The following is a 25,180-nucleotide window of genomic DNA, read 5'->3' as shown; positions in this document are numbered from 1 at the left end:
CGACGGCGACGCTGTCTGGGCGCGGGCGCTGCCGGACCGCAGCGCCGCTGCGACTCGACGAGAACCGGCCGGGCTGAGGCCGGCAGCAGGCAGGGAGGTAAGGACCTTCACCGTGGCCGGCCCACGTACCGCGAACTAGGTAATTCTTGCCGATGTGTAGCGGTTGCCGTCTTGGCACGATCGCATCTGCCGGGTGCGGATCCAGCGGCTCGCTCTCCTGCCCGGCGATCAGATGGTCGGTGACGCAGAGAGGCTTCACGATGGAGAACATTACGGACACCAACGAGGCCGGCATTGACGTGTCGGCCCCGGTGGTCAGCCGCCACAGCGTCACGGTGACCGCGTCGGCGGAAGCCGTGTGGCGGATCCTCACCGACATCGACGCATGGACAACCTGGCTGCCGGAAATCCCGTACGCACGGGTGGAAACACCCGGCCCGCTCGCCCCGGGCTCCGTGTTCCGCTGGTCGGCCGCGGGCATGGAGATCGAGTCGACGATCGTTCAGGTACGGCCGCGCGAGCGCCTCGTGTGGCGGGGATACGGCGACGGACCGGACGGGGTCCTCGGTGTCCACGTCTGGGCGCTCACTCCGGCCGGCGACGGTGTGGAGGTGTCGACCGAGGAGTCCTTCGCGGGCCCGCCTGTCGATGCCGACCCTGGGCCGTTCCAGGAGGGCCTCGACACGACCCTCGCCAGGTGGCTGGAACGACTCAAGGGCACCGCCGAGGCGGTGGCCGCCTCATGAAGAATCGTGTGTTTGCCGTCGCGACGGCAGTGGTCGTGGCCGGTCTCGTGGGCACCGCAGGTGCGCCGGCTCAGGCCGGTGCCAGGCGCGATGGCGGCTCCGAGGCCGCGACGGTGCAATGTGCGGGAAGGACAGTCGACGCGGCGGCGAAGATTCGTTATCGGACGGAGACGACGATCGACGCTCCGCTACGGACCGTCTGGAAGCTGCAGACCGACGTGGAACGCTGGCCGTCGTGGCAGAAGCCCGTTTTGTCCAGCAAGCGGCTCGATCGTGGCCCACTGCGTCCCGGTTCGTCGTTCCGGTGGACGACACCGGTCCTCGAGACCGCGCTGAATCCCGCCACGACCCTCGTCGTCACCTCCACCGTCCGGCAGCTTCAGCACCAGAAGTGCCTTCGCTGGAACGGCCCGGCGATCGGTGCGGGGCTGCGCATCGACGAGGGGGTGCACGTGTGGACGTTCACCGAGATCGACGGCCGGGTTCTCGTGCGTACCGAGGAGACGTGGCGCGGTGACCAGGTCGAGCAGGACGTCGATTTCTCCACCGTGGCTCTCGGGGCGGGCCTGGAGACGTGGCTGACGGAGCTGAAGTCGCGTGCCGAACGGGAGTGTGATCGCGCCCGGCGCTGACGTGACCCAAGGGCCCCGCCGGTCTCGTACCGGCGGGGCCCCTTTGTCGCTCGGTCGGCCCGGCTCCGTCAGCGGAGTAGTTCTCGGAGCTGCCGGCGTGAGGTAATGCCCAGTTTGCGGTAGAGGTTGCGCAGGTGGGCGTCGATCGTTCGCGGGCTGACGAACAGCAGCGCGGCAACCTCCTTGGTGCCCGCGCCGGAGGCAACCCTGCGGGCGACGAGTAGTTCGCGGGCGGTCAGCCCCGCGAGCGGATCGGCGTCGTCGGCCAGGGTCGACTCGCCGATGGCGTCCAGTTCGCGGGCGGCGCGGCCGGCGAACCCGCGCGCGCCGATGGTGGAGAGCAGTTCGTGCGCGGCGCGCAGCTCCACCCGCGCCTCGGCGCGACGGCCGACCCGTCGCAGCCACTGCCCGTAGAGCAGTCGGGCACGCGCGTAGTGGACTCGCATCCGGCTCCCGGCGAACCGGCTGATCGAGGCACGGTAGTGGTCCTGCGCGCCGAGCCCCGGGTCGAGCAGCGCACTCGCCAGTAGATGCGCACCGGTCGTCCACGCGTTCGGATTGACCCGTGCGACCTCCCCGATCCATTTAGCCGAATCCTTGGCCTCTTCGGGACGTCCGACGTAGGCGGCGGCTTCGACCAGCTCGTGGTGGAAGACGGAGGCGGCGTACGCCCCGCGCCGGTGCTGGTCCCGTACGAGCAGCAACGCGTCGATCGCGGCCTCATGGTCGCCGCTGCCGTTGCACAGAACGCCGATCGCGTAGTGCAGCGCGGTGGGTTTCACCCCCACCCAGTCGCGCAGCTTCTCCCGGATCTCGCGGAACCGTTCGACGTCCCCGCTCCAGGCGGCAAGCATCAGGTCGGACCCGACGAGGTTTGACGTCCCGGCGGCCTCGTCGACCGCACGCGCCTCGATGATGCAGACCTGCGCGTCGGCGAAGCGACCCATGATCGTCCGGGCGACCGCCTGGAAGCGCAACGCATGGGGAAGGATCGCGTAGGCCCCCTGCGCCCGGGCGAGTTCCACCTGACGGTCGGCGATCTGCTCCATAGCATCGCTGTCACCGATGTCGACGCTCAACACACAGGCACGTTCCATCCACCACGGATCCGCGCCGGGCGTGCGGGCGTGGTCCCGGAAGGCGTCGACCGCACGGCGCATCATGGGCATCGCCTCGTCCACCGGGCGCAGATGCTGCTCGACCAATGCCCGCAGCAGCAGGTCAACCGGACGTGGCGGCTGACGCTGGGGTACCCGTTCCCGGATGTGCAGGGCGAGCCGCCGTAACCTCCCCGGCTCGTCGACGCTGAACATGAGCGACGCGAAAGCCTCCAGGTAGGTCTCGCGGACCTCGTCGGGCCCCACGCCGTCGGCCGCGTCGATGAGCGCGATCGTCGCCGGGATGGTGCGCGCCACGTGATAGTCGATCGTGGCGCGCAGCAGCCGCGCGGCGTGGCGGTCGGCGGGGTCCGGATGGAGACGCTCGGCCTCGTCCACCAACTCCCGGGCGGCAGACGGCGCCCCCGAGCCCAACCGCGCCCGGGCCGCGGCCAACAACCGGCGGGCCCGCCGTGACCGGCCGGGTGTCAGTCGGGCCGCGCGCTCGAGGAACGCGGCCGCTGCCGCGAGTCCGCCGCGGCGCTGTGCTCGTCCGGCCGAACGCTCCAGCTCGGCCGCGGTCTCCTCATCCGGGCCATCGATCGCGCTCGCCTGGTGCCAGGCGCGACGGTCGGGATCGATGTCGGCGTCCGTACCGGCGGCGAGCGATGCGTGCGCCTGCCGTCGCGCCCTGGCGCCAGTCGACAGGTACACCGCGGAACGCGCCAACGGATGCCGGAAGTGCACCCGGGGCCCGGCCACCAACAGGCCGCTGTCCTCGGCCGCGGCCAGGTCCACGGCGTCCAGACCCTGAATCGCCATCGCGCGGCGCAGCAGAACGAGGTCGCCTGTCGGCTCCGCCGCGGCCAGCGCCAGAACCGAGCGCGTGGGTGCCGGCAGCCGCAGGAACCGACTCACGAACCGGTGTTCCACGGCGCGGTGCCCGGCCTCCCCGGGTAGCCCGAACGGTCCGGCGTCGCGGGCGAACTCCACCAGGGCGAGCGGGTTGCCGGCCGCTTCGGCGAGGATCCGTTGCACGATCGCTTCCTCGTGGCCGAACGGCGCCCGATACCGCAGCAGGGTGAGGGATTCCGAATCGGTGAGCCCGGTGAGAGTGAGGGCGGGCAGGCGACCGAGCCCCGATACCGAGGCGGCGGTACGGCCAGCGAACACCATGGCGACCCGCTCCGCCGCAACGCGTGCCGCGACGAAGGCCAGTACCTGCCGCGAGCCGGCGTCGATCCACTGCACGTCGTCGACCACGCAGAACACCGGCCTGCGCCGGCCTACGGCACTCAGCAGGCCGAGAACGGCCAGGCCGACAAGCATCGGGGTCGGCGTGACGCCGGCCTGCAGCCCGAACACCGCGTCGAGCGCGCTCCGCTGCGGCACGGGGAGTCCAGCGCGGTGGTCGAGCACGGGCGCGCACAACTGGTGCAGGGCCGAGTAGGGCAGCTCGCTCTCGAACTCGACACCACCGGCCCGCAGCACCCGCCATCCGTCGAGCCGCGAAGCGGCCGCACCGATGAGCGTCGACTTGCCGATCCCCGCATCACCGAGAACGAGCATCGCCCCGCCACGGCCCCGCGCCGCGGCTGCCGTCACCGCGGCGATCTCGCCCAACTCCGCCTCGCGGGCGACGAACAATCCCGACCTGATATCTGTCATCAGCTTCTGCGTGTCGCCGGACGAATGGTGCCCTCCGGTTGTTCGGCCCCACCGATGGTATCCGGAGCAGCGCACCGACCGGGACGGGTGCCGGGTCGGAAGTCGGCGCCCTACGCGGGCAACTCGAACAGTTCCAGCTGGATGCCGTCGGGGTCACGGAGATAGAGGATCTTCGTCCCGGCCAACGCCCCCGCTTCGACGCCGTCGCCGTCCTGGAGCACGACCGGATCGGCGTTGACGTGCACGCCCCGCCGCACCAGGTCGCGGTGCGCCGAGTCGAGGTCGTCGACCTCGAAACACAGGTGCATCACCCCAACGTCAGAGTTGCGCCCGGTGAAGGGCCTTGGCTGCGGGCTGTCGTACTGGATGAGTTCCAGCAGGACGTTGTCACCGGCCAACGCGAAGGATGCCCGCATCGACGCGTTCTCGACCTCGACAACCGCACCGATCGCCGGGTTCGTCGCCGAGATCGTCACGCCGTTCGGCGCGATGCCGAGGACGTCCTCGTACCACCTCACCGACCGCGCCAAATCGCTGACCGGCACTCCGATGTGATGCATTCTGGTCACTCTGCTCATGATCCCCATCCTGTAGCGCCGAGCCAGCACTGTGGAAGGCACAGGTCTTCCGCGTACCGCTGGTACCACCCAGTTCCCCGGACCGATAGCGGATCATGGGGTTCATGAATGACCTCGGAGCCGCGCTGCGGGCCTGGCGGGATCGCACGGACCCGGCCGCTGTCGGTATCCCGAACGCCTCTCGTCGCCGCGTCGTCGGGCTACGACGCGGCGAGCTGGCAGCGCTGGCCGGCATCTCCCCCGAATACGTGGCACGCCTCGAACAGGGCCGGGCCGCCACACCATCGGCGCAGGTGTGCACCTCCCTGGCCCGCGCGTTACGACTCTCTGACAACGAGGAGGCGCACCTGATGCGCCTTGCCGGCTTCGCCACGGCCCCGGACCGGATACCCCAACTGATCCCCAGCAGCCTGCACCGCGTCATCGACCACCTCGGCGACACCCCGGCCGCCGTCTACGACGCCGTGTGGCGGCTGCTGCACTGGAACCGGCTGTTCGCGGCCGTCTTCGGCGACCCCGCCGGCGCCACCGCCGACGATCGCAACGCCTTGATCATCCAGTTCGAGTCCCGAAACCCCCGAGTCCGGCAGACCGACACCGAACGCGCCTACTTCGAGCAGTCGTTGGTGGCCGACCTGCGCGCCACCAGCGCCCGCTATCCCAACGATCCCGACGTGGCGGCACTGATCTCGCGGATGGCCGGGAACGACAGGTTCTGCCAGCTCTGGGCCCTCGGCGCGGTGGCCAATCACGAGAGCGCGCACAAGACCGCCGTACACCCGGACGTGGGCGCCATCCCGCTGGACGCCAACGTCTTGACCACCCAGAACACCGACCTGCGACTCGTGGTCCTCACACCTCGGCCCCACACCGCCGCTCGCGAAAGACTGGATCGACTGGGTTGACGACACGGTTCCGGTCTGTACGAAGGAACCCTGGGAGGCAGCGGCGGAGCGCACGCCGGCCAATTCCCCCTGCCCGAATAGGTAATTCCTACCGATGCGGTACGGAGCTCCGCTACCGCATCGTCGTTGTGGTCGAGTGCTGGAGGATCTGACGTGGGCGTGGTGCGCAGGCGGCTGGCCGCGATCATCGCAATGACGACGGTGTCTCCGGTTCTGTTCGCCCCTGGAACCGCCGATACCGGCGGCAGCGGTAGCGCGGGACCTGATCGTGGCGTCCTGGAACATGCAGGGCCAGAACGACGGGACCGGAGGGCCTCCGGAGTCGCGGTGGCGGACCGGTGTGCAGCAGATTCGACGGCAGGGCTGGGACAACTCGTCGAGTGGTTGTCCCAGGCCCGCGCGTCGGCGGAGCGGAACTGTCAGCTCGCGGTCTCGCGAGCCGCCTGATCGATCAGGGCCACCGCGGTCTCCGGGTGCGAGACAAAGACCAGGTGCGAAGCGCCGTCGACCACCCGGACGGTGGCCCCGGCCCGCTCCGCCATGAACTCCTGCGTCTCCGGCGGGATGATCAGGTCGGCGCCGCTGACCAGCGTGTAGGACGGAATCGTGTGCCACGCCTGCGGCCCGGCCGCCGGCTCGCCGAACGCCGCCGCTGCGGCCGGACGCTGCGCGATCGCGTACACCGCCGCGTCCTCGGCGGGGACGTCGGCCGCGAAGCGGTCGTGATAGACCGCCGGGTCGATATACAGGTCGACCTGTCCGTCCGTCAGCGGCACCACCTTCAGCGACTCGTTCACCGTGCTGCCCGCGAACTTGCCGACCAACTCCTCGACCGCCTCACCGGTGTCCGGCACGAACGCCGCCAGATAGACCAGCGCCCGCACGTGCTCGCTACCGGCCGCGGCCGCGGAGATGACGGCACCTCCATAGGAGTGGCCGACCAGCACGATCGGCCCCGCGATGCGGTCCAGCAGCGCCTTGACCCCGGCCGCGTCGGAGGCGACGCCGCGCAGCGGATTCGGCGCCGCGACCACCGGGTACCCGCCGGCCAGCAGCCGCCGGATGACCCCGTCGAACCCACTGCTGTCCGCGAACGCACCGTGTACGAGCACGATTGTCGGTCGGCCGTCTCCACTTACCATGGTGTACCTCTTCCCTGATCCTCGGGTGCGGTCGGATCGACGCTAGGCGCGGGGTTTGGACAGCCACTGAACGCGCCGATCGTGGGGCATCAACTGGCCATCAAGTCGCACACGCCCTCGGTCCGGGCCGGCACGTCGGATGCCGGGGGGAACCTCCCGATCCGCGCGATGCCAGAGAGCAACGGGCAGGGCGGCGAAGAGGACGCTGGCAAGCCCGAGCAGACTGATGGCCGCCGCGACGCCGATCGCATCGGCGACCAGCCCGGCGAGGGCTGCGCCGAGTCCGTGCGCGGTGAGGTTCGTGGAAGCCGCCAGGCCCAGCCCTCGGCCGCGCTGGTTGGCGGGGAGCAACTCCGCGAGCGTGGACACCGAGATGACGATGAGCACCGCCCACGCCGCGCCGCTGAGACCGAAGACCAGCATGATCAGGTACGGGTCGTCCAGCGCAATGACGGCCAGCAGTGGCAGGCCGGGCGCCACGCACGCCGCCGGGAACACCCTCGGATGATGTGCCGCGACGGCGTACCTGGTGAAGAGGCCCAGGGCCGCCACGGCGAACAGTCCGGCCGAGGCCATGAACAGGCCGACCCACCGCGGGCCGAGGCCCACCTCGGCGGCGAGCGCCACGGCCAGCGCCTCCGGGGCGATGAGGAACACGGCTGAGAAGGTCATCAGGAAGATCGCCCGACGGGCCGACGACCGCCAGATGAGGCCGAGCGTCGAAGTGATCGTCGTCGGCTCACCGGCTGCCGCGGCGGCCGGACGACGCCTGACGAACAGCAGGATGACGATCGCCGACACGGCGAACGTGAGGCCGTCGACAACCAGGCAGATGGCCGGCGTGAAGGCAGTGGACAGGAAACCGCCGGAGGCGAACCCGGCCAGCGTCGCGCCCTGGTTCACCGACTGCCGCACGGCCATCCCGGCGCCGTACCGCTCGGGGGGCAGGATGTCGCGCAGCAGCGCGAGGCGGGCGGCCTGGTAGGGGCCGCTCAGCAACGCTGACATCGCCACCAGGCCGCACAGCAGCGGCAGCGGAGCGCCGGGAATCGCCATGGCAAGGACGATCACCGCCCTGATCCCGTCGATGACTACCAGGACCTCGCGGCGAGGCCGGCGGTCGGCCATCGACGAGAGCAGGACACCGCCCACCACCGTGGGCAGGTAGGTGAGCCCGTAGGTGAGCCCGCTGAGCCCGGCTGACCCGGTTCGTCCGAAGACCAGCAGGGCCAGCGCCACCCGGGCGAGCTGGTCACCAAGCACCGACAACAGCTCGGTCACCGTGATGGCGCGGAACTCCCGATTGCGCAGCAGCGGCCCCATGGTGGCGTCCTTCCGGTTGCCGGCCCCCACCTGACACCCCGACGCTTACATCGACCACTGCAGATTCACTTCCGAACTGGCGAGCGCCGCGTTCAGTGCCTGTCCACTCGCCGACGGTTGACTCCGAGTCAGGTCAACGACGTCGAGGAGGTGGCCATGAAGAAGTTCACGCCGTACTGGTGACCCGGCATGCAGCCGTGACGACGGTCGGTGGAATCTCCCTCCCGGAGACGCCGCCGACCGTCCCGCCCACGACGTAACAACGCCGACTCGTAGACCCGGTAGAATCGACTGGTCCACGTACGCCGTGCAGGTGGAAGCAAGCGTCATGTCGGTTCGGGGTCGATAAGCGTGGCCGTGCCAGTCTCTCCCGACCCACCCGGCGACGAAGATCCGCCGGTTGGTCGCTCCTCGGTGTCCCTGCAGATCCTCGGCCCGCTGCGGATCTGGCGCGACGACGTCGAGCTGGCTGCCGGCCCCCGGCAACAGGCATATCTCCTCGCGCTGCTCCTGGCCCGCGTCGGCAGGCCGATCAGCACGAGTGAGCTGATCGATCTGATCTGGGGCGATGACGTTCCCACCAGTGCCCTCAACGTGATCCAGAAGTACGTCGGCGTGTTACGACGGATCCTCGAGCCGGAACTTCCCGCCCGGGGCACCGGCTCGTTCCTGCACCGTCGCGGTAACTCCTATCTGTTCGTCGCCGCCTCCAGCGCGCTGGATCTCGTCGCCTTCCGGAGACTCGTGGGTGCGGCCACGGCCGCCGCGGCGCGGCAGCACCACGAAGCGGCGCTCGACCACTACATCGATGCGCTCGGCCTGTGGCATGGCCCGGCAGGTGGCGGCATCGCCGACGGGACGGGCGCGGAGGCCACCTTCGCCGTGCTCGACAACGAGTTCTACGACGCCTGCTCGGCCGCGGCCGAGCAGGCGGTGTCGCTGGGCCGACCGGAACGGGTGCTTCGCGCCCTGCGACTGGCCGCATCGATGGCACCGTTCCACGAACCCGTGCACGCCGGCCTGGTCGGTGCCCTAGGCGCCGCCGGTCGCCAGGCGGAGGCACTGGCGGTCTTCCGGGCGGTCCGCGATCGCCTCGCCGACGAGCTGGGCGTCGACCCAGGTCCGGCACTGGAGGACGCACACCGGCGGGTTCTGGCTCAGCCATCGGTGTCGCCGCCGTCGATGGACACGGCGGACGAGGTCCAGGTGAACGCAGGAGCTGGCCTGGTCGGCCGGATCGAGGAACTCGCCATGCTGCGACGCACCGTGCAGCGCGCCGTTGCCGGGGGCGCGGCCATCGGCATCCTCGAAGGTGAACCGGGCGTCGGCAAGACCCGCCTGCTGGAAGAGGCCGCGAAGGTGGCGGACCAGCACGGCGCGCTGGTGACCTGGGGTCGCTGCCTAGAGGGCGACGGAACTCCGTCGATGTGGCCGTGGGAGCAGGCGCTGAGCGCGGTCGTCGACAGTTTGCCCGCGCTGGAGCGGGAGAAGTGGCTCGCCAGCGAGCTCGGCATCCTGCTCGGGCTGGGCAGCGACGCCGTCCGGGCGGTTCCCGACGGTAGCGCTCAGTTCCGGCTCTTCGAGCAGGTCGTCGCCCTCGTCAGAAGTGCCTCGGCACAACGACCGACACTCCTGATCCTCGACGACCTGCAATGGGCCGATGATGCCTCCCGGCGCTTGTTCAGTCATCTGGCCGGCCGGCTGCCCGACCGCACCGCATTCATCGGTGCGCTTCGCGACAGGGCGCCGGTGCTCGACTCGGCCCTCTCCCAGGTGCTTGCTACGGCCAGCCGGCTGCCCGGCCACCGCAGGATCCGGCTCGGCCCGCTCGGACTGACCGACGTCACCGCACTCATCCGCCGTGAGGCCGGCCGCGAGCCCGACGACGCCGTCGCCCGCGCCATCCACGCCCGTACCGCCGGCAATCCGTTCTTTGTCCAGGAACTGTCCCGGCTGCTCAGCGAGGACGGCGCGCTCAGCGAGGACGGCGCATCCGGACCGGCGGGGGTTCCGTCCACCGTGCGCGACGTCGTTCGCGACCGGATGGCCGGCCTCGACGACGACGCGCGCGAACTACTGCGCGTCGCCGCGCTCATCGGCCGTGACATCGACCTGCGGCTGCTCTCGCGCGCCGCTGGCGTGGACGTCGCGGACTGCCTCGAACGCCTCGAGCCGCTGCACGCCCTCGGCCTGCTCGAACCCGGTCCGGAGAATCCGTCCTCGCTACGATTCGCACACGACCTGGTGCGCGAGTCGGTCTCCGAGACCACGGCGAAACAGCAGATCATCCGGCTACATCTGCGCGTCGCGGATGCGCTCGAACGGACCCATGGCCGCGACGAGGCCGTCGCCGAACGCCTCGCCTTCCATCTGTGGGCGGCCGGTGCCCTGGCCGAGCCTGTTCGCACCGGGGAGGCGCTGATCCGCGCCGGGCGCTACGCGGCGTCCAAGCTCGCGTTCGAGTCCGCCAATCGCCAACTGCGTGCCGCCGTGCAGATCACTCGGGCATCGGGGCTCATGGAGCTGGAGTTGTCCGCCCTCACGCTGCTCGCCATCGTGGTCAGACGGCAGTCCGGCTACGATGCCTCGACCTTCGATCTGCTGGAGCGGGCCGAATATCTGGCTCGCACTCTCGCCCGGGAGGCAGAGGCCGCCGACTTCGCCTTCATCCGCCTCATGGGCGCGTACACCTGCCTGGAGAAGAGTCGTGGGCAGTTGGCCCGCCGGATGCACGAGTACGGCCGGACGTCCTCCGATTCGGGTGCCCGACGCTATGGCCGGCAGGCCTGGGGCCTGTATCACTGGGACATCGGCAACATCGGCGAGGCGTACCGCTGTTTCGCCGGAGAAGACGACGACCCCTCCGTGCCGGACGAGGAGACTCCGCTGCGGCGGGACGGCAGCATTCCGGGGGAAGGACCCGGATGGCGGGCCGTGATGACCGCGCTGAACGGTGACGTCGAGTCGGCGCTGGCCTTCGTCAACACCTGGGACACCCCGGGTGATTCGTACGCGGCCGCGGTCTGCGTCTACTACACCACCATGATCGCATCCATGGCCGGTGACGCGGCCCTGGCCAGACGTGCCGGCGAGCGCTGGGTCTCCGCCGGGCTGGCCCGCCTTCAATCCCAGATCGACCACTACATCCGGCAGAGCTGGTGCTGGGCACGGGCCCTCACTGGTGACGATCCGGCCGGCGCGGCGGCCGAGGCCGAGGAACTGCTGGCCGCCAACCTGCTCGACCCGCCGCAGTGGGGAATCGCCTACCACCATGCTCTGATCGCGGAGATGTGGCTGGCAGCCGGCCTCCCTGACCGGGCCGGGGCCGCCCTCGACCGGGCCGACCAGGCCGTCTGGGAGCACGGCCAGCGCTACAGCGAAGGCCTGCTCCTGCTGCTGCGGGCACGCCTGTCGCAGGCGCGGGGGGAACCCCACGCGGTGGTCCGGGCCGCAGCCGAACGAGCCCAGGCCCACTCCACCGCCCGCGGGGCCCGACTCTTCGCCCGACGCGCCGAACGATTCCTCGTCGAACTCACCGAGCCCTGCACCGCCCACACGACGATCCACGGATAGTGCACCACGAGGCTGGGCCCGGTGCGGGCAACGTCTCGGCCGTCCACCGGGCCGATCTATCATGACGAGGTGCCGCGCCAGACGTCCCCGTTCGGCGATTGCCTACGGGCATCGCGCCGGGCCGCCGGCCTGACCATAGAGCAGCTGGCCGAACGGTCCGGCGTCAGCGCCCGGGCCATCTCCGACATGGAACGCGGGCACAGCCGCGCACCGCAGACCCGTACCCTCGCCGCTCTCGCCGACGGGTTGGGCCTCGACGATGACGGCCGGGCCGGTCTCACGGCCGCGGCGAAGGAGGCCCGCTCCCCGAGCGCGGCCGGCAGGCCCCGGCTCTGCGAGCCACCACGCGGCGTCACGGACTTCGTCGGCCGGCGTGCCGAACTCGAGATCGTCCGGCACGCTGCGAAGCACGCCGCCGAGATCGACGACCCGCCGCCGGTCCTCGTCGTGCACGGGCAGCCGGGACTGGGCAAGACCGCGTTGGCGGTCCGGGCCGCGCACGAACTACGCGACGACTTCCCCGACGGCTGCCTGTACGTCGACCTGCGCGGGGTCGACGCCACGCCGCTCCCCACCGGAGACGCCCTGCTGCGTCTGCTGCGTGCGCTCGGCGTCCAGCCCAACCAGGTCGCCGACAGCGACGACGAGCGCTCCGCCCAGCTACGCGGGATCCTGCGTGATCGGCGCTGCCTGCTGGTCCTCGACAACGCCGGTTCGGAGGCCCAGGTCCGGCCGCTGCTACCGGCGGGCGGCAGGTGCCTCGTCGTGGTGACCAGCCGGCGCGCCCTAGGCGGCCTCGAAGGCGTACTGCGGATCGCTCTGCCGCCTCTCGCGCCGGAAGAGTCCGCCGACCTGCTGCGTGCCATCGCCAGGCAGGCCGCCGACCCACAGACGGCGCCGCAGGTCGACAGGGTCACCGACCTGTGCGGGCACCTGCCGTTGGCGCTGCGGATCGCCGGGACCCGCCTTTCCACGCGTCCGCACTGGACGGTCCGGCACCTGGTCGACCGGCTCGCCGACACCGGCCACCGACTGGCTGCGCTGTCCACCGGCGACGCCGGAGTGGCCACCGCGTTCGCGCTGTCGTACACCCAGTTGCCGGCCCCCAGCGCCCAACTGTTTCGCCGCCTCGCCCACGTTCCGGCCGCCGACTTCGCGGCGCCGCTCGCGGCGGCGCTCATCGAGGCCGCGCTGCCCGACGCCGAGGACCGCCTGGAGGATCTGGTGGAGGTCGGGCTTCTGCAGACTGAGGGCGTCGACCGTTACCGATTCCACGACCTGATCCGGCTCTACGCCGACGAGCGGCTGCACGCCGAGGAACCGAGCGACACCCGGGCGGAGACCGCGGAACGGATGAACACCTGGCTGCTGGACACCGCCGTTGTCGCCGGCCGGTGGTACGAGCCCGGCTACGGCGGGTTGCCCGACGGCTGGGCCGGCCTGGTGCCCCTGGCCAGCATGGAGGAGGCTGACGCCTGGCTGCGGGCGGAGAGCGACAGCTGGCTGCCGGCGCTGCGTACCGCCGCCGCCCAGGGCCGGCACCAACTCGTCGCCGACGTCGCGGCGGCAACCCGCTGGTACTCCGAGTCGACGCTACGCTGGCGCGGCTGGTGGGAGGTACGCCGGCTGGCCCGCGCCGCCGCCAACGCACTGCCCGACTTGCGCCAGCAGGCCTTCCACACCAGCCTCTACGCCTGGACGGCGGTCCAACTGATGGCCCTCTACGAGGAGGCCACGGAGGCGGCGATGGAGGCATACCGGCTCGCACAGTCGATCGGCGACCCCCAGGAGCAGGCCCGGGCGCTCAGTTCGGCCGGCCCCGCCTGGCTGAATGTCCGCCGCTTCGACGACGCGCTGTGGGCCCACCGCACCGGGTGCGAGCTGGCCGACCGGGCCGGCGATCACGCCCTGTACGTGGATCATGTGGTGGGCATCGGCCATGCGTTGGAGCACCTGGGCCGTTACGACGACGCGGTCGGTGAGTTCCAGCGCGCCCTGACCGAACTCGACAGCCGTCCGGTGGCGGCCCGCCCGGCCTTCACCCTCCGGGGCAGCGCGATGTACGGGGTGGCGTCCTCCTTGGTCCGCGCCGGGCGCCACCAGGAGTCGCTGCACGCGGTCGAACGGGCGCTGCCGCTGCTGATCGAGAATCGGGACGACGACTTCGTGGCCTTCGCACTCGTCCTGCGGGGCAAGGCCCGGGCCGCACTCGGCCAGTCCGCCGAGGCTCGCACCGACCTGACCCGCGCCCTGGAGATGCTCGCCGGCAGCCTGCCCAGCCGGCTCGAGGACGAAGCCCGGGCGATGCTGCCCACGCTGGACGGCACCGGTCCCACCGACCTCACCCGTGACCTGGAGGCGCTCGCCGCCAGCCTGGACAGCCGGATCGAGACCGAGGCCCGGGCGACGCGGGCCGTCCTCGACGGCACCGATCCTGCCTGACGTTCTGCGTATTTTCCTTCGTTGTTCGGCCCCGACCAGCTTGTTTGCATGGTGACATGGTTATGTCACCTTCTGTTGTCACCTCATCGCTGCGTCGCGGCCTCACGTCGGGCCAGATCGGGATGCTCACCATCGGCGGGGTCATCGGCACCGGGCTGTTCCTCGGCTCCGGCCTCGCCGTCTCCATGGCCGGACCGACCGTACTGCTCACCTTCGTCGTCGGCGGGCTCCTCGCGATCGCCCTCACCTACGCCGCCACCGAGATGGCGCTCGCCCATCCCGACCTGCACGGGTTCGGCGCGCTCGCCCACCGCTACCTCGGCCCCCTCGCCGGGTTCACCCAACGCTGGCTGTACTGGGGTGTGGTCGCGATCGGCGCCGGCACCGAAACCGTCGCCGTAGGGATCTACATCCGGTACTGGTGGCCGCAGGTGCCGCTGTGGATCCCGGTCATGCTCGCCGCCGCAGCGATCATCACGGTCAACGTGTTTCCGGTGCGGGCCTTCGGCACGGTCGAGTACTGGTTCTCGTCCATCAAGGTTGCCGCGATCGTGGTGTTCCTTGTTCTCGGCGCCGTGCTCCTCACCGTCGGGCTGCCCAACCGACCGGCGACCGGCCTGTCGGCGATCAGCGACGCACCGTCCTACCTGCCCCACGGACTCACCGGCCTCGTGGTCGCGCTGATCGTGGCGACCTTCAGCTTCGGCGGCACCGAGGCGCTCGCGCTGACCGCCGCCGAGTCGGCCAACCCCGGGCGCGACCTACCGCGCGCGGCGCGCGGGACGATTCTGCGCGTATGCCTGTTCTACCTGCTCAGCATGGTGGTCATCGTATCGGTGTCGCAGGCCGTCGGCCGGGTGCCGGACGGCGCGCTCGCCACGAGCCCGTTCGTGCTGGTCTTCGAGTGGACCGGGCTGCCGGCCGCCGCCGCGGTGATGAACTTCGTGGTGCTCACCGCCGCGCTGTCGGCCCTCAACACGGTTTTCTACGTGTCGACGCGCACGCTGCACTCGCTCGCGGTCGACGGCCAGGCGCCGGCCTGGGCGAGACGGGTCAACCGCCACGGTGTGCCGGTGAACGCGGTCGCCGCGTCGGCCGTCGGGCTTCCCCTGGCGGTGACGGTGTCCCTCATCTCGCCCGACGACGCGTTCGCGAAGCTGCTCGGCATCGCGTTGTTCGGCGCCGCCACGACCTGGGTGCTCATCTTCGCGACCCACGTGGCCTTCCGCCGCCGGCGCACCGCCGACGAGGCGCGCCGGTCGCCGCTGTCGCTGCCCGGCGGTTGGCACACCAGTGCCGCGGCGGCGGTTGCGATGGCGGCGGTGGTCGTGAGCATGCTGTTAGTCGGGACGTTCCGGGTCGCGTGGACGGTCGGCGTACCGACCGTGGTGGTGATCGTGGTGACGTACGCGCTGACCCGAAGGGTGCGGTGCACCACCCCGCAACAGTGATCCGCAACCACGGCGCCGTCCCAGTCAGCAGCCGAGCCGCCGACTGGAGACGGCGCCTCGTCGCTCCAGAGACCGATTGTCACAATGCAGCTGTACGGCCGCCTCTCACGCGTCGATCAGGCCGACGATCTGCCGAGACTTCAGATCAGGCAGGTGCGGCGGGAGATCCAGGCAGGTGCCGACTCGGCTCGAGCGCAAGGTGAGGCCCGCGCTCGGTTCGCCGCCCCCACTCGCGGCTGTTCGACCGGACGTCCCGCGCGACGCCATAGCTCACGACCGTCGGTTCCCCCAGCCGGAGGATCTGGTCACCGGTCGGCCGTCCGGATCGGGTCGTTGCACCGGGCGATCGTCGTACTCGGTGGAGAGGACGACGTGCGAGTTCATCTCTCCATGCTCGCCGAGCCGTTCGAGCAGTCCTTCGAGGTGCTGCATCGACGCCGCCCGCACCTTGAGCATGGTGCAGGAGTTGCCGGACAGCTTGTGCACCTCGTAGACCTCTGGAAGGTCGTCAGCGGTGGAGGTCCTCAGCAGGCATCGTCCGTGGGCGCACCGCATCTGCACAAAGGCGGTCAACGGTAGGCCGGCGGGTGCTGGATCAACGATGGCCCGGTAGCCGGTGATCACCCCCATGTCCTCCAGGCGCCGCACACGCTCGGCGACGGATGGCGGGGAAAGGTTGATCTGGCGGCCAAGTTGGTTGTACGACACGCGCCCGTTGCGCTGCAACTCCCCGATGATCCGCCAGTCGGTCTGATCCAGCGATCTGTTCATCTGTAAACCCAATCAGCAAAGCATCTTATGGTCGTAAACCCCTAACAGCCGAGACGAGGGAAGTGCCCATTCATTGGCGGATCTTAGCTTTCTAGCGTTGATCCATGCCAGCAGATACCTACGAGGTGACGCCGTCCACAAGAGACCACACGCGCGCTATGCCGGCCCTGTTCACGGGAGCCGCGATGATCAACGCGGCCATCTCGGTGGCAAGCGCTGTTGCCACGATCGTCGCCGCTGACCGGCTCGGTGCCGGGTGGGGCGGATTACCAAACGTGGCCGCGATTTCGGGTACTGGCCTCGGTGCCCTGATGGTGACGGCCGTAATGGGTCGACGGGGCCGGCGCGCGGGCCTCGTCGTCGGCTACCTCTGCGCCACCGCGGGCGCCGCGCTGGCGGTGTTCGCCGTCGCCCACAACGACGTCGCGGGTCTCAGCCTCGGCATGCTGTGCATCGGGCTGGGCAACGCCGCCGCCGGATTGTCCCGCTACGTCGCCGCGGAGTTGTATCCACCGCGGCGACGAGGCTTCGCCATCGGCGTGCTGACGTGGGCGGGGACCGTGGGCGCGGTGGGCGGACCACTGCTGCTCGGACCCGCCGCGGCCGCCGCCACCAGACTCGGCGGGGCGGCGGCGTTGGGACCGCTCGTGCTCGCCGCCCTGGCCGCCGGCGTCGCCGTGCTCGCCGCGACCGCCGCGCCAGCAACCGTCGTAGAACATGGAGGTCCCGCGGTCAAGGTGCGGCCTCTCCTCGCCATGCCGACGGTCCGGTCGGCGTTCGCGGTGATGGCCACCGCACAACTCGTCATGATCGCGGTGATGACCGCGGCACCACTGGACATGCACCTGCACGGTCACGGGCTCGGCGAGGTGGGCGCCGTCCTCTCGGCACACACGCTGGGCATGTTCGCACTCTCCCCGTTGACCGGTCGGTTGGTGGACCGCGTCGGCACGCGACCGGTAATGCTCGGTGGTCTGCTCACCCTGTCCCTCGCCGCCGTCCTCACCGCGGCCAACACGCATACCCAACCCCGCGCGGTTGCCCTTCTTCTCCTCGGCTACGGATGGAACCTGTGCTTCATCGGCGGAAGCACCCAACTGACCCAGAACCTGCCACAGTCGCAATGCGTCCAGGTCGAAGGTGCCGTCGACAGCGGAATCTGGAGCATCGCCGCCATCGCTGGTCTCGGCTCCACGGCGATCCTGGCCACCGGCGGATACCGGGCCCTCGCCGGCCTGGCTATCCTCGCGGTCATCCCGTCCGCGCTGCTGGTGTCCAGAACAGCAACCACCAGCAGTTGACTCTCGGCCTTCCCCGGTTCCCGCCGGCGCCTGGCTGCGCCTCGCCGTGACAGCGTGGTCAGGGTCCGTGGATCTGACGGTGTTTCTGGCCCGACCTGCCAGGCGTTGTGCCTGGTGAGGAGGGTGCCGTGATGACCGCGACACTGAACGAGCAGACCGGAGGTAAGAAGCGACCCGGACTGTCGGCGGAGGCGAAGGCTACCGCCGACCTGGTCCGGGCCGCGAAGGAACAGGGTCTGTCGTTGACCGGCCCGGAGGGGCTGCTCAGGCAGTTGACCAAGACGGTTTCTGGAGACCGCGCCGGACGAGGAGATGATCGAGCACATCGGCTATGCCATACAAGAACCCCGATATCGTTGGAGCCGGCTTCCTGGCCGTCGCTGCGTTGGCATCGGCTGGGCACGAGGAGAGACTGAGGCTGTGGGCGTTGCTGACGAAGCGGAGATTCACCGGGTCGTCCTGATCCGAGATCTGGTGACTGGTGCGGTCGGTGTCGTGGTGGCGTCGTTCGCCACGGCGGTGGTCTTTCCTCCCGAAGACCCGGTGGGACGCGTGCTGGTGATGGCGGTCGCCTGCGGCCTGTTGGCGACGGCGCTGAGCGACTGGCGTGCGTCACTTGCCGTCGCGGTCGTGGCCGTCGGCGTGTTCGTCGGTGTCCTCGCCGACGGCGCGCCACCGGCTCCGTCTCCGTGGGGCTTCACACCGATCTTCGTGGTGGCCGTGGTGTTGGGTGCAGGAAACCGGTACCTGCGCGTGCTGAGGCGCAGGGACGAGGGGCACCGCCGGTCGTAGCTCGTAGCGAACGTTCCAGGCGCGGCTGCCGGTACGATGGGTTCCGGTGCGCCGGGAAGTCTGGTCGGCAAATGGCTCCGACCCGTCTTCCGAAAGGTGCTCGCCTGTGATGTCCAACCCGCAGTCACCCCCTCGTGTCCTCGGCCGCGGTTCCTGGGCCGAGGCGAGTCGCATCGCTGAGGTGCTGCGCAAGGAGACGATCGGCGGGGCACTGCTGCTGATCGGCGCCGCTGTGGCGCTGATCTGGGCCAATTCCCCGTGGGCGCACCGCTATGAGGCGATGACGGCGTTTACCGTCGGGCCTCACGCGCTGCACCTTGACCTCTCGCTGGCCACCTGGGCGGCCGACGGGCTGTTGGCGATCTTCTTCTTCGTCGCCGGTCTCGAACTCAAGCGCGAGTTCGTCGCCGGCGACCTGCGTGATCCGCGCCGCGCCGCGGTCCCGGTCGCCGCCGCGATCGGCGGCGTACTCGTGCCGGCTCTGGTGTACGTGGTGGTGAACTCAGGCGGCGCGCTGAAGGGTTGGGCGGTGCCGACGGCCACCGACATCGCGTTCGCTTTAGCCGTACTGGCGGTGATCGGCCGGCATCTGCCGACCGCGCTGCGCACCTTCCTGCTGACCCTGGCAGTGGTGGACGACCTGCTGGCGATCGTCATCATCGCGGTCTTCTACACCGCCCACCTGTCGGTGCTGCCGCTGCTGGCCGCGGCGCTGCCGCTGGGCTTGTTCGCGCTGCTGGTGCAGCGGCGGGTGCGCTCGTGGTGGCTGCTGCTGCCGCTGGCGTTCGCGACCTGGGCGCTGGTGCACGCCTCCGGCGTGCACGCCACCGTCGCCGGGGTGCTGCTCGCCTTCGCCGTGCCGGTGCTGCGCTCCAGGGGCACGGGTCCAGGGGTGGGTCTGGCCGAGCACTTCGAGCACCGATTCCGGCCGATCTCCGCCGGCGTCGCGGTGCCGGTGTTCGCGCTGATGTCCGCCGGAGTGGCCGTCGGCGGCCTCGACGGCCTGGCGCAGGCGCTCACGGACCCGATCGCGGTGGGCATCATGCTCGGCTTGGTCGTCGGGAAGCCGATCGGCATCCTGCTGGCAACCTGGCTCGTCGCCCGGTTCACCCGGGCCCGGCTGGACGCCGGGTTGGCATGGATCGACGTGACCGGGCTGGCCGTGCTTGCCGGCATCGGTTTCACCGTCTCGCTGCTGATCGGCGAACTCGCCTTCGGAATCGGCAGCGACGCCGACGACCGGGTCAAGATCGCCGTGTTGGCGGGCTCCCTGATCGCCGCCACCCTCGCCATGATCATCTTGCGAGTGCGGAATCGCGGGTACCGGCAGATCTTCGAGGCCGAGCGGGTCGACCGTGACCATGATGACGTTCCCGACGTCTACCAGAGATAGGTCCACCGCGAGTGGAGCCGCCATGCGACATCAGCGCGATCAACGCGCGGCCCCGGGCGTATCGTCGGTGCATGCGCGCTAGCGATGTGGCGATCTCCATGGACACCGTCACCGAGGACATGCCGGCCCGAGAGGCCGCCCGGATCCTGGCCGCGCAGGATCTGCCCGGCCTGATCGTGGTGGACGCCGCAGGCCGTCCGTCGACGGTGCTGGCCGGCACGCAGGTACTGCGGATGGCGCTGCCGTCCTATTGTCAGGACGATCCGGCGCTGGCGCGGGTGATCGACGAGGCTGCCGCCGATGTGGTCCTGGCGGGGATCGGTAACCGGACCGTCGCGGACCTGCTCCCCCGCAACCGGCCAGGTCTGCCGGTGGTCAGCACGGACGCCACCCTGCTCGAGGTCGCCTCGGTGATGGCCCGGACCAACGTGCCGCTGGTCGCGGTCGTGGACCGCGACCAGGTGATGACCGGGGCCATCACCCTCGACGGGCTGCTCGACCGAATTCTCGGCACCTGAGCGTCAGAAGAACCGCAGCCACAGGTACGGCACCGCGATCGCCACCGAGATCACGGTCACGATCAGGCCGTACTTGGTGAACCCCCAGAAAGTGATCTTGTGCCCGGCCCGGTCGGCGATGCCGAGCACCACCACGTTCGCCGAGGCACCCACGGCAGTGGCGTTGCCACCGAAGTCAGCCCCGATGGCGAGTGCCCACCAGAGCACCTGCGCCTTGTCGAGCCCGCCCTCGGCGTTCACCAACTCGCTCACGATCGGGCTCATCGTCGCCACGTAGGGGATGTTGTCCACGATCGCCGACAACCCCGCCGAGGCCCAGAGCAACAACATGGTGGCTGGCCACAACTTGCCCTCGACGGCCTCGGTCGCCGACCGGGCGATGCTGTCGATCACCCCGGTGGCGACCAGTGCGCCGACCATGACGAACAGGCCGGCGAAGAACACCAGCGTCGGCCACTCGACGTCCTTGGCCACCTCTTCCGCGTCCAGCCGGGACAGCACCAGCAGGAGCAGCCCGCCGAGCAGGGCCACCACCGACGGCTCCAGGTGCAGCACGGTGTGCAGGCCGAACGCGACCAGCACCGCGCCGAGGACCACCAGGCTGATCACGACGAGGCGGCGGTCGCGAATCGCGTCCGCCTCCCGCAGCGCCATCACCCGCGCGGCGCGCTCGGCGTTGTAGCGAAATGCCTTTCGGAACATGATCCGGCACAGGCCGATGAACACGACTATCACGATCAGCACCAACGGGGCCATGACGTTCAGGAAGTCGGTGAAACTCAACCCCGACCGGCTGGCGATGATGATGTTCGGGGGGTCGCCCACCAGAGTGGCCGCGCCACCGATGTTGGACGCCATCACCTCGGCGATCAGAAAGGGGATCGGCGGCACGTCGAGCCGCTCGCAGACCAGCAGCGTCACCGGCGCCACCAGCAGCACCGTGGTGACGTTGTCCAGCGCCGCCGACACCACGGCGGTCACCACCACCAGGATCACCATGATCGGGAATGGACGGCCGCGGGCCTTCTTGGCGCTCCAGATGGCCAGGTACTCGAACAGGCCGGTGCGTTTCAGCACGCCGACGATCAGCATCATGCCCAGCAGCAGGAAGATGACGTTCCAGTCGATCCCCGCCTCTTCGGAGAAGAACGCGTGCTCGGCGTCGGTGGCCCCGATCGCCAGCATGATCGACGCACCGCCCACCGCCACCGTCACCCGGTTGATCTTCTCGGTGGCGATCAGGACGTAGGCGGCGGCGAAAACGGCCACCGCGATCCAGGCCAGGGTGCTCATGGGGCGTCTCTCCGGTTCTGGTCAGCCGTCACCGCGACGCCGACCAGGCTTCCCGGCACACCTGAGATCAACCTAGCAGGCGGACCGGTCAGCCACCGTTCTGCACGGGTTCGCCGCCTTCGGGCCGTCGACGGCTCTGCCCTTTCGGCCCGCCAGTGCGATCGCTGTCCGGTACGGCACCGTCGCCGCCAGCGGACGTGGTCCGGTCCTGGCCGGGCGCGAGGTCGGCTCGCCGTGCCGAGCTCACCGTCGCGCGTCGCACCCGGCGGATCCGGCGCAGCACGCCATGCCACCCGGGAGTCTCATCCGCGTCGTCGAACGCCCTCGCGACCAGGACGTCGGTCGAGGAGTGCGCCAGGATGGACAGGACGATGGTCAGCGCTACCAGGTGAAACACGTCGTCGGCCGCGCCGATGCCGGACTCGAGGACCAGCAGGCCGTAGACCACCGAGGCGAAGCCCTTGGGGCCGAACCACATCGCGGCGGCCTGTTCCCGCAAGCCCAGCCCGGAGCGCAGGAACGAGATCCACAGCGCCACCGGTCGGGCGACCACGATGGCGAGGACGGCGAAGACCCAGCCGGCCCAGGAGATCTCGCCGAGGAACTCCACCGAGATGAGCGCCCCGAACACCAGCAACGCGGCCAGCTTCAGCAGTTCGGCGATGTTCTCCCCGAAGTGCTCGAACGCGGCCCGTTCGCGCGGGCCGAAGGTCGCCACGGTGATACCGGCGGCGAACGCGGCGAGGAACAGGTTGCCGTGGGTGGCCTTTCCCAAGGCCAGCACCAGCAGGCCGATCGCCACCCCGTTCAGTGGCGCGTACGCCGCGGACGCGGCGAACCAGCGGGTCCGTTCCAGCGCGATCGCCGCCAGCGGCACCAACACGCCGATCAGCAGGCCTACCGCCAGTTCGGTGCCGAGCTCACCCAGGTGCAAATCGTCCGACCCGGCCGCGACCGCCAGCAGCACCACCACGAACGGCAGCGCCAGTCCGTCGTTGACGCCGGACTCGACGTTGAGCAGGTGCCGCAGCCGGGCGGGAACCTTGTCGTTGCCGACCAGCGCGGCGGCGAACACCGGGTCGGTGGGGGCGAGGATCGCCCCGATCAGCAGCGCTTCCGGCCAGTCCAGGCCGGCGACGTAGTGGGCGAGTATCGCGCTGACGAGCAGGGTGAGCGGTAGTCCCCAACCGAGTGCGCGTCCGGGCAGCCGCCACGCCGAACGCAGGTCCGCCCACCCGACCCGCATCCCGTCGGTGAACAGCACCGCGAACAGCGCCAGCTCGGCGAGTTGCGCCACGATCGGCGAGTCGGCGCGCAGGTGCAGCACACCGGTGGTGTCCTCGCCGAGCAAAAACCCGGCAAGCAGGAACAGCGCCGCGGTGGACAGGATGGTGCGGTGTGCCAGTGCCGAGACGAGCACAGCGGCCAGCAGGACGGCGGCGAAGCACAGCAGCAGCAAGGAAACCCCTCCGAGAGCGCGAACCAGCACGGTGCCGACCAGACTTCCCGGCGCTCCACGGATCCCGGTGATCGTAACGGCCACCGACACGAGGCGCGACGGCGGCCAGCGCCAGCCGGATTCGCGTCAGGTTGGGGAGCCCGTGCAGTCGGGTGCGTACCACCAGCTCGTGCAGAACCGCCAAGACTCCCCGTCTTGCCATCACTGACGGCAGCGACCGATTCAAGCAGCGTCGAACCATGGCTTGCCGGCCGCCCAGTGCCGAACCCACCCGACGAACCCCGACGCCCCGGTGGTGTAGCCGAACTCCGCTCCGAAGGGCACCGCACCCTCACCGCTGATATTCCAGATATGCCCGCGATGCGGGCCGGTCACGATGAGATGCCAGTACATCCCACAGCCATCCGTGCCGAGCACGATCGAACCATGGTCGAAGACGGGTTCGAGCAGCGGCTCGATCTCCTCCACCGGCCGGGAGTCCTCCTCCCACAGCCACGCTTCAATCAGCGGGAACGAGGCCGCCAACTCGCGCACCGGGCGATCGTTGCCCCAGTCATCGGGCATCTCGGCTACGCCGAGGAGACCGAAGTCCGGTGGTCCGGAGAACGATCCGTCGGTGATCTCCGCGACGAAGGTTCGGTACGGCTCCGGCAGTACGACCCCATGCTCCGCTTCAAAGGCGTGCACCCCTGGCCAGCCCAGAGCCGATTCAGTGGCGTCATCCACCACGAAGGCAGCTCGAAGCTCGACGAGGTCGCCTAGCTGGGTGTAGCTGTCCATGACGCGTAGTCGTATCACGTTGGACCGGGCGGAGAGGAGTTGGTCCGGCCCAACCTCACCCTCTGGTCCAGGTTTGGCTCCACGCATTCTTCACGGGCGCGGCGGCACGGCGCCTCGATGGCGCGAGTCGCGGGCTACCTGTTGACACACGGCACGACCGCAGCCCGGCCAGACCTGAAGACAAAGGAGCATCCTTGTTCGTCGCAAACGGGCTGCCCCTTACGCCCTCGTTCAGCGATCGCTTTCTTCGTTGGTAATCGGCTATGCGGCGACGAGGTTCGACAGCACGGCATGCGCTGCGCTAGGCCTGTTGAGCAGCGAAAAGTGACCACTTCGGATGTCAACAGGACGCCGCACCGGCTCTGACCTGCCAGAACGTGAGGCCACAGGGTAGACACGGGTGCAGTTGAGCGCCGGTCTCCGCCATGTGAGCGAAGTTCGAAGGTGGGCGTCGTTAGCAGGCCGCGTACCACGTCACGGCAGAGGCCTGGCGGGACGCTGCCTAGCGCGCTGCGGCATGAGCGGATGCGGTCTAGTCAGAGTCCCAGTGAAACTCTCAGGTAGCGCGCCGCGATGCTGTGTTGGCCGAGGCGCGACCTGACAGCGCCGATGTTGCCGAGGGCGAGCGCGATGTTGAATGAGCCCTCTTCATCGCGACGGGGCTGGTCACGGCGGTGGGGTGGGGGGCAGGGATCGACGTAGGGCGAGGCTCCCGGTAAGACAGCAGTCGACCAAGATCCGACGCCAAAACCGGAAGCCTCGCTGTTGTCCTACCCTGCCGCGATTCCCCTGTCCGACCGCACCCTCATCTGACTCGCTGACCTGATCCACAACCACCGAACGCAGGTGGAGGATCGCGCAGCGCCTGGCTGGCGGTTCAACAGGTTTGACCCGAGTACCAGGCGTTGGATACGGCGTTGGCGCCGCCGATGTCCCACGTTCCCGGGCCGATGCACCAGCTCCAGTCGTCGCGGGGCCACGTCGCGTCGACGTAGATGAGCACATGGGTGTTCCCGCAGTGGTTGTACCAGGCCGTCACCGCGTCTTCGTAGTAGCCGCAAACCTGCACGGCGACGTCCTCGCTGCCGGGCTTGGCCTGCTCCGAAATCGCGGTGGTTTCGGGTTGGGACAGGCGGGAGCTGGCGCCCGGACTTGCCTGTGCCACGGTCCCGGACAGGGTGAGTGCGCCAAGGATCGCGGTCACTGCCGAGATCCGAAACGCCGTTCTGTACCACATTTTCACAATGGTCTCCTGTCAGCCGCCGCTGCGGCCTAGATGATGCTGCTGGCTGCATGGAGTGATCGATGTACTTCGT

General features: G+C 69.8%; 18 protein-coding genes and 2 pseudogenes. 11 read left to right on the top strand and 9 right to left on the bottom strand.

Translation table 11 applies throughout. The annotated features are described in order from the left end of the window. Positions 1 to 260: 260 nt before the first annotated feature. Together ACIBTX_RS09950 and ACIBTX_RS09945 are read left to right on the top strand one after the other, a co-directional pair. On the top strand, positions 261 to 746 hold the full coding sequence (locus ACIBTX_RS09950; RefSeq protein WP_357392402.1) for an SRPBCC family protein: 486 nt from the start codon (positions 261 to 263) through the stop codon (positions 744 to 746). Continuing rightward, on the top strand, positions 743 to 1,378 hold the full coding sequence (locus ACIBTX_RS09945; protein ID WP_396832329.1) for an SRPBCC family protein: 636 nt from the start codon (positions 743 to 745) through the stop codon (positions 1,376 to 1,378). The genes ACIBTX_RS09950 and ACIBTX_RS09945 overlap by 4 nt, the downstream gene beginning before the upstream one ends. 68 nt (positions 1,379 to 1,446) lie before the next feature. Here the strand turns inward: ACIBTX_RS09945 and ACIBTX_RS09940 are convergent, their stop codons facing one another. Continuing rightward, positions 1,447 to 4,143, bottom strand: a complete 2,697-nt coding sequence (locus tag ACIBTX_RS09940) for an AAA family ATPase (protein WP_357174102.1) — start codon at positions 4,141 to 4,143, stop codon at positions 1,447 to 1,449. Positions 4,144 to 4,253: 110 nt separating this feature from the next. Next, a complete protein-coding gene (locus tag ACIBTX_RS09935; RefSeq protein ID WP_357174264.1) occupies positions 4,254 to 4,703 on the bottom strand; it encodes a VOC family protein in 450 nt (149 codons plus the stop codon). A gap of 122 nt (positions 4,704 to 4,825) precedes the next feature. On the opposite strand from ACIBTX_RS09935, the gene ACIBTX_RS09930 reads away from it, so the two are divergent. Continuing rightward, the gene (locus ACIBTX_RS09930; protein WP_396832328.1) at positions 4,826 to 5,626 is read left to right on the top strand and encodes a helix-turn-helix transcriptional regulator; all 801 of its coding nucleotides are present in this window, start codon (positions 4,826 to 4,828) and stop codon (positions 5,624 to 5,626) included. A gap of 419 nt (positions 5,627 to 6,045) precedes the next feature. Here ACIBTX_RS09930 and ACIBTX_RS09925 read toward each other — a convergent pair whose 3' ends face one another. Both ACIBTX_RS09925 and ACIBTX_RS09920 read right to left on the bottom strand, forming a co-directional pair. Beyond that, on the bottom strand, positions 6,046 to 6,738 hold the full coding sequence (locus ACIBTX_RS09925) for an alpha/beta hydrolase (RefSeq protein WP_357134617.1): 693 nt from the start codon (positions 6,736 to 6,738) through the stop codon (positions 6,046 to 6,048). Positions 6,739 to 6,810: 72 nt separating this feature from the next. Then, positions 6,811 to 8,091: an MFS transporter gene (locus ACIBTX_RS09920; protein ID WP_396832327.1), complete on the bottom strand. Its 1,281-nt coding sequence runs from the start codon at positions 8,089 to 8,091 to the stop codon at positions 6,811 to 6,813. A 414-nt stretch (positions 8,092 to 8,505) separates the two neighbouring features. Here ACIBTX_RS09920 and ACIBTX_RS09915 point away from each other — a divergent pair, with 414 nt between their 5' ends. From ACIBTX_RS09915 to ACIBTX_RS09905, 3 genes are all read left to right on the top strand, one after another. After that, positions 8,506 to 11,664: a BTAD domain-containing putative transcriptional regulator gene (locus ACIBTX_RS09915; protein WP_396832326.1), complete on the top strand. Its 3,159-nt coding sequence runs from the start codon at positions 8,506 to 8,508 to the stop codon at positions 11,662 to 11,664. Positions 11,665 to 11,733: 69 nt separating this feature from the next. Further along, entirely contained in the window at positions 11,734 to 14,106 is a 2,373-nt protein-coding gene (locus ACIBTX_RS09910) for a helix-turn-helix domain-containing protein (RefSeq protein WP_357134621.1), read from the top strand. 62 nt (positions 14,107 to 14,168) lie between these two features. Next, positions 14,169 to 15,557 carry an amino acid permease gene (locus ACIBTX_RS09905; RefSeq protein WP_357134623.1) on the top strand — a complete coding sequence of 463 codons (1,389 nt, stop codon included), beginning with the start codon at positions 14,169 to 14,171 and terminating at the stop codon, positions 15,555 to 15,557. A gap of 270 nt (positions 15,558 to 15,827) precedes the next feature. Here ACIBTX_RS09905 and ACIBTX_RS09900 read toward each other — a convergent pair whose 3' ends face one another. After that, entirely contained in the window at positions 15,828 to 16,328 is a 501-nt protein-coding gene (locus ACIBTX_RS09900) for an Lrp/AsnC family transcriptional regulator (protein ID WP_357134625.1), read from the bottom strand. Between the two features lie 311 nt (positions 16,329 to 16,639). On the opposite strand from ACIBTX_RS09900, the gene ACIBTX_RS09895 reads away from it, so the two are divergent. The 5 genes and pseudogenes from ACIBTX_RS09895 to ACIBTX_RS09875 all read left to right on the top strand — a co-directional run bounded on the left by ACIBTX_RS09895 (position 16,640) and on the right by ACIBTX_RS09875 (position 20,332). Beyond that, positions 16,640 to 17,629, top strand: a complete 990-nt coding sequence (locus ACIBTX_RS09895; protein WP_357134626.1) for an MFS transporter — start codon at positions 16,640 to 16,642, stop codon at positions 17,627 to 17,629. Positions 17,630 to 17,760: 131 nt separating this feature from the next. Next, a pseudogene (locus tag ACIBTX_RS09890) lies at positions 17,761 to 17,962 on the top strand (IS256 family transposase); the annotation flags it as partial. Continuing rightward, entirely contained in the window at positions 17,942 to 18,421 is a 480-nt protein-coding gene (locus tag ACIBTX_RS09885) for a hypothetical protein (RefSeq protein ID WP_357174267.1), read from the top strand. The pseudogene ACIBTX_RS09890 and the gene ACIBTX_RS09885, both read left to right, overlap by 21 nt. A 109-nt stretch (positions 18,422 to 18,530) precedes the next feature. Further along, a complete protein-coding gene (gene nhaA, locus ACIBTX_RS09880) occupies positions 18,531 to 19,814 on the top strand; it encodes a Na+/H+ antiporter NhaA (protein WP_357174111.1) in 1,284 nt (427 codons plus the stop codon). Between the two features lie 71 nt (positions 19,815 to 19,885). Further along, positions 19,886 to 20,332 carry a CBS domain-containing protein gene (locus ACIBTX_RS09875; RefSeq protein ID WP_357134629.1) on the top strand — a complete coding sequence of 149 codons (447 nt, stop codon included), beginning with the start codon at positions 19,886 to 19,888 and terminating at the stop codon, positions 20,330 to 20,332. Between the two features lie 3 nt (positions 20,333 to 20,335). On the opposite strand, the gene ACIBTX_RS09870 is transcribed toward ACIBTX_RS09875, so the two are convergent. The 4 genes and pseudogenes from ACIBTX_RS09870 to ACIBTX_RS09855 all read right to left on the bottom strand — a co-directional run bounded on the left by ACIBTX_RS09870 (position 20,336) and on the right by ACIBTX_RS09855 (position 25,068). Further along, positions 20,336 to 21,625, bottom strand: a complete 1,290-nt coding sequence (locus tag ACIBTX_RS09870; RefSeq protein ID WP_357134631.1) for an ArsB/NhaD family transporter — start codon at positions 21,623 to 21,625, stop codon at positions 20,336 to 20,338. A gap of 253 nt (positions 21,626 to 21,878) precedes the next feature. Beyond that, positions 21,879 to 23,084 (bottom strand): annotated as a pseudogene (locus ACIBTX_RS09865) (cation:proton antiporter); the annotation flags it as partial. Positions 23,085 to 23,306: 222 nt separating this feature from the next. Then, positions 23,307 to 23,864 carry an SMI1/KNR4 family protein gene (locus ACIBTX_RS09860; protein ID WP_357174114.1) on the bottom strand — a complete coding sequence of 186 codons (558 nt, stop codon included), beginning with the start codon at positions 23,862 to 23,864 and terminating at the stop codon, positions 23,307 to 23,309. An 877-nt stretch (positions 23,865 to 24,741) separates the two neighbouring features. Continuing rightward, a complete protein-coding gene (locus tag ACIBTX_RS09855; protein WP_357174117.1) occupies positions 24,742 to 25,068 on the bottom strand; it encodes a DUF6355 family natural product biosynthesis protein in 327 nt (108 codons plus the stop codon). Between the last annotated feature and the right edge of the window lie 112 nt (positions 25,069 to 25,180).

The sequence above is a fragment of the Micromonospora sp. NPDC049359 genome (genome assembly GCF_044466585.1).
Classification (GTDB): Bacteria; Actinomycetota; Actinomycetes; order Mycobacteriales; family Micromonosporaceae; genus Micromonospora.
This window is presented reverse-complemented; position numbering and strand designations above follow the sequence as displayed.

Excerpts from the sequence above, each read along its gene's own strand:
- ACIBTX_RS09950 (WP_357392402.1), top strand. The coding sequence starts at position 261 with ATGGAGAACATTACGGACACCAACGAGGCCGGCATTGACGTGTCGGCC.
- ACIBTX_RS09945 (WP_396832329.1), top strand. The coding sequence starts at position 743 with ATGAAGAATCGTGTGTTTGCCGTCGCGACGGCAGTGGTCGTGGCCGGT.
- ACIBTX_RS09940 (WP_357174102.1), bottom strand. The coding sequence starts at position 4,143 with ATGACAGATATCAGGTCGGGATTGTTCGTCGCCCGCGAGGCGGAGTTG.
- ACIBTX_RS09935 (WP_357174264.1), bottom strand. The coding sequence starts at position 4,703 with ATGCATCACATCGGAGTGCCGGTCAGCGATTTGGCGCGGTCGGTGAGG.
- ACIBTX_RS09930 (WP_396832328.1), top strand. The coding sequence starts at position 4,826 with ATGAATGACCTCGGAGCCGCGCTGCGGGCCTGGCGGGATCGCACGGAC.
- ACIBTX_RS09920 (WP_396832327.1), bottom strand. The coding sequence starts at position 8,091 with ATGGGGCCGCTGCTGCGCAATCGGGAGTTCCGCGCCATCACGGTGACC.
- ACIBTX_RS09905 (WP_357134623.1), top strand. The coding sequence starts at position 14,169 with ATGTCACCTTCTGTTGTCACCTCATCGCTGCGTCGCGGCCTCACGTCG.
- ACIBTX_RS09900 (WP_357134625.1), bottom strand. The coding sequence starts at position 16,328 with ATGAACAGATCGCTGGATCAGACCGACTGGCGGATCATCGGGGAGTTG.
- ACIBTX_RS09895 (WP_357134626.1), top strand. The coding sequence starts at position 16,640 with ATGGTGACGGCCGTAATGGGTCGACGGGGCCGGCGCGCGGGCCTCGTC.
- ACIBTX_RS09885 (WP_357174267.1), top strand. The coding sequence starts at position 17,942 with ATGATCGAGCACATCGGCTATGCCATACAAGAACCCCGATATCGTTGG.
- nhaA (WP_357174111.1), top strand. The coding sequence starts at position 18,531 with ATGTCCAACCCGCAGTCACCCCCTCGTGTCCTCGGCCGCGGTTCCTGG.
- ACIBTX_RS09875 (WP_357134629.1), top strand. The coding sequence starts at position 19,886 with ATGCGCGCTAGCGATGTGGCGATCTCCATGGACACCGTCACCGAGGAC.
- ACIBTX_RS09870 (WP_357134631.1), bottom strand. The coding sequence starts at position 21,625 with ATGAGCACCCTGGCCTGGATCGCGGTGGCCGTTTTCGCCGCCGCCTAC.
- ACIBTX_RS09860 (WP_357174114.1), bottom strand. The coding sequence starts at position 23,864 with ATGGACAGCTACACCCAGCTAGGCGACCTCGTCGAGCTTCGAGCTGCC.